Here is a 3078-nt window from a genome sequence, read left to right as displayed (position 1 = left end):
GCTGGCTGTAGCGCAGGTTCTTCTTGGCATAGGCATCGCGGATGCCTTCGGCGAGGGCGCTTTCATCGTCGCCCTCGGTCCACACAAGGCGACCCTTCTTGCCCATCACGATCGCGGTGCCGGTGTCCTGACACATCGGCAGGATGCCGCCGGCGGCGATGTTGGCGTTCTTCAGCAGATCGAAGGCCACGAAGCGGTCGTTGGCGGTGGCCTCGGGATCCTTCAGGATTTTGGCGAGCTGGTCGAGGTGGCCCGGGCGCAGCAGGTGGTTGATGTCGATCATCGCCGCTTCGGCGAGCAGGCGCAGCCCCTCGCGCTCCACGACCAGCACCTCGCGGTCGCCCAGCTTTTCCACGCGCACATAATCGCTGGTCAGCTTGCGATAGGGGGTCGGATCGGCACCGAGGGGAAACAGCGAGCGGTATTTGAAGGCCGGCTCGGGCACGTTATGGACGGTCATGGTTCGATGCGCTCCTTAGCCGTGGCGCGGCCGGGCGCTGAGGTTGCGCCGCTTGTCGCGCCGGGTCCCATGTTTCAGGTCCGCGGGAATTTTTCAGGTTCCCGGGGATTCCGGCAGCACAGCCGTCTGCCGCGGGGCAGGCAGCCGGCGGTCCGGTGCCGGGACCGACGGGGCTGGCAGAATGCGAGTTTTTCTAAGCCCAGTCTGGAAGGGCGGCAAGAGGCCCGCTCCGGCGCGCCGGGGCCAGTGTGTCGCAGCCCGTTCAGGCCGGCGAACGGGCCGCCGGCGTGGCGGGTGCCGCCGCCGGCAGGGCGGCGAGCAGGTCGCCGGCACCGCCGGCAATGGCGGAAACCTGCCGCTCCATCCGCTCCAGCGCGGCAAACAGCAGGCCCGGTGCGCCGGCCTGCGCCACATCGGCGGCGGCGTGGCGGCAGGCGGCGACAACATCCTGCGGCAGCGGCGGCAGCGCGCCGCTGCTGCCTTGACCGGCCAGCGACGCGGCAAGCCCCGCCAGCGCCTCATCCGCCCACCGCGCGGCGGAGGCGGCGACGGCGGCGTTCTGCGGCCCGGCAAAGGCGGCTGCCGGCAGCGCGTCGATCTCGATGGCGAGGCCGGAGAGCCGGCGCGCGGCGCTGATGGCCGCCAGCGCCGGTTCCACCGCCGGCGACGGCACGATGCGCGGCTCGTTGATGAGGCGCTGCAGGGCGGTTTCGGCGTTGTTGTTGGCCAGTCCGCAGGCGCGCTGCAGGCCGCCGCGGGTGCGCGCGTCGAGCGCGGCCCCGTCGGGGCGGGCGAGCGCGGCGGTGATGAAATCCCGCGCCGCCATGAGCGAGGCGGCGATGGCGTTCGGCAGGCCGCGCGCCTCCCAGTTCGGCCACAGCGAGAAGCACAGCACCAGCGCCAGCGCCGCCCCCAGAAAGCTGCTTTCGATCCGCAGCCACGAAAGGCTCCACGGCGCCAGCCCGTTGGCGGCGAAAAGGTCGGCGATCAGCAGGAAGGCAACGGTCATCGCCAGCACATAGAAGGCATAGCCGACGGCCCGGAGCAGCATGGCGACGACGAGAAAGGGGAAGATGAGGACGGCGATTTCCAGCGGTGTGTTCAGAACCGCCAGCAGCAGCGCGGCGGCGACCGAGCCGGCCACGGTGCCGGCCACGCGGTCGAGCATGCGCCGCCAGGTGGTGGCGGTGTAGGGCTGCAGGATGATGACGGTCGTCACGCTCATCCAGTAGCCGTGATCGAGCGCCGACGACTGGCTGAGGCCGACGCTGAGCCCCGCCCCGAGCGCAACGCGAACGGCGTGGCGGAAGGCCACCGAGCGGATGGTGAAATTGCTTTTCAGCGTCTCGCCGATGGCGGTCAGACCGAGGGGGTCCGCCGGCGCCCAGATAACATCGGCGAGCGCATCCGCGCTGTGCCCGGCGGGCGTGGTGCGGCCGGCATCGGCAAGGCAGAGTGCCGCCTCGCGCATCACCAGCGCCGCCTGTGCCACCGGGCCGTCGGGCGTGGCACCGGCGTGGCCGAGCGCACCGATCGAGCGGTCCAGACCGGCGAGGGCGGCGGTGAGCAGGGCGGCGCGGCTGCGCGCCCCGGCGAGGTCGCGGGGGGGCGCATCGAGCAGGCCGGCGATGATGCGGCAGCTCTCGGCAATGTCGCGCAGGGCATTGCTGAAGGCGCCGGCGGCGGCGCGGGCCGGCGCGGCGCCGCTGCGGTCGATAGCCTCCAGGCTGCCGCACAGGGCGCACAGCAGGCGGAACACCGTTTCCGCATCGGAAAGCAGCAGCAGCACGCGCCGGCTGCGGGCGCTGGTGCCGCCGCGGGTGCGCCGCACGGCCGCCAGCCGGCTGCGCGTGGTCTCCAGCGTGGCCCGCACGGGGGCCCAGCCCTCCGGCGCAATGCGCTCCCAGCCGCCCGGCCGGGGCGGGGCATCGTGCAGGCTCTTCATGCGTTCCGCCAGCCCGGCCAGTGCGCGCCAGCTTTCGGCCAGTGCGCCGCGGGCCGGCGTGTCGCCGCCGTTCGGCCAGATCACCAGCGTCAGCACCACCGCCCACAGCCCGCCGAGAAAGGCAAAAAACGCGCCCAGCAGCACCATGCCGGCGCCCGGCAGCGGCTGGCCCAGAAACACCACCAGTTCCACGGTCAGCATCAGCCCCACCGCGGTGGCGGCCGCGCCCAGCACCATGACGTAAGAGAACGCAAAGCCGCACACGACAGCAAGGCCGATGCCGAGCGGCAGCCACTGGCTGCCCGCCCAGGCGAGCAGGCACACCGCGGCCACCAGCACGGCGAAGCTCATCATCGCCTTCAGCCGAACCTGCGGCTCGCCGCCGGGATCGATGAGACAGCCGAGGAACCCGACCACGCCGATGCCGGCCACCAGCGGCTCGCCCATGAGTTCGCCGGCGAGAATCGGCAGCACGCCGGCGATGCCGGCGCGCAGGGCCGGCACGATCTGCACCTGAAGCGAGGCGGGCAGCCGGCCGGGATGGCGCAGCCGGTCGAGGAGTGAAAGAAGAGGCTTGCCCACGCGCTGATGTTCCCGCCGGTCGGTTCCGCGCGGCAGGATGCCGGTGCCGGGCCGGACCGGCAAGAGGCGAAGGCCGCCCGCCGCAGGAGCA

General features: G+C 72.4%; 2 protein-coding genes. Both read right to left on the bottom strand.

Annotated elements, in window-relative coordinates:
• Positions 1–460 (bottom strand): fumarate hydratase (locus V7067_RS16900; RefSeq protein ID WP_334177058.1); only part of this gene is annotated, 460 nt, incomplete at its 3' end.
• Positions 461–722: 262 nt separating this feature from the next.
• Positions 723–2987 (bottom strand): FUSC family protein, encoded by a 2265-nt coding sequence (locus V7067_RS16895; protein WP_334177057.1) that lies wholly within the window; start codon positions 2985–2987, stop codon positions 723–725.
• Positions 2988–3078: the final 91 nt, after the last annotated feature.

The organism is Pseudoxanthobacter sp. (assembly GCF_036822375.1).
Classification (GTDB): domain Bacteria; phylum Pseudomonadota; class Alphaproteobacteria; order Rhizobiales; family Segnochrobactraceae; genus Pseudoxanthobacter.
The sequence above is the reverse complement of the archived record's forward strand: the minus strand, read 5'-3'. Positions and strand labels throughout refer to the sequence as shown.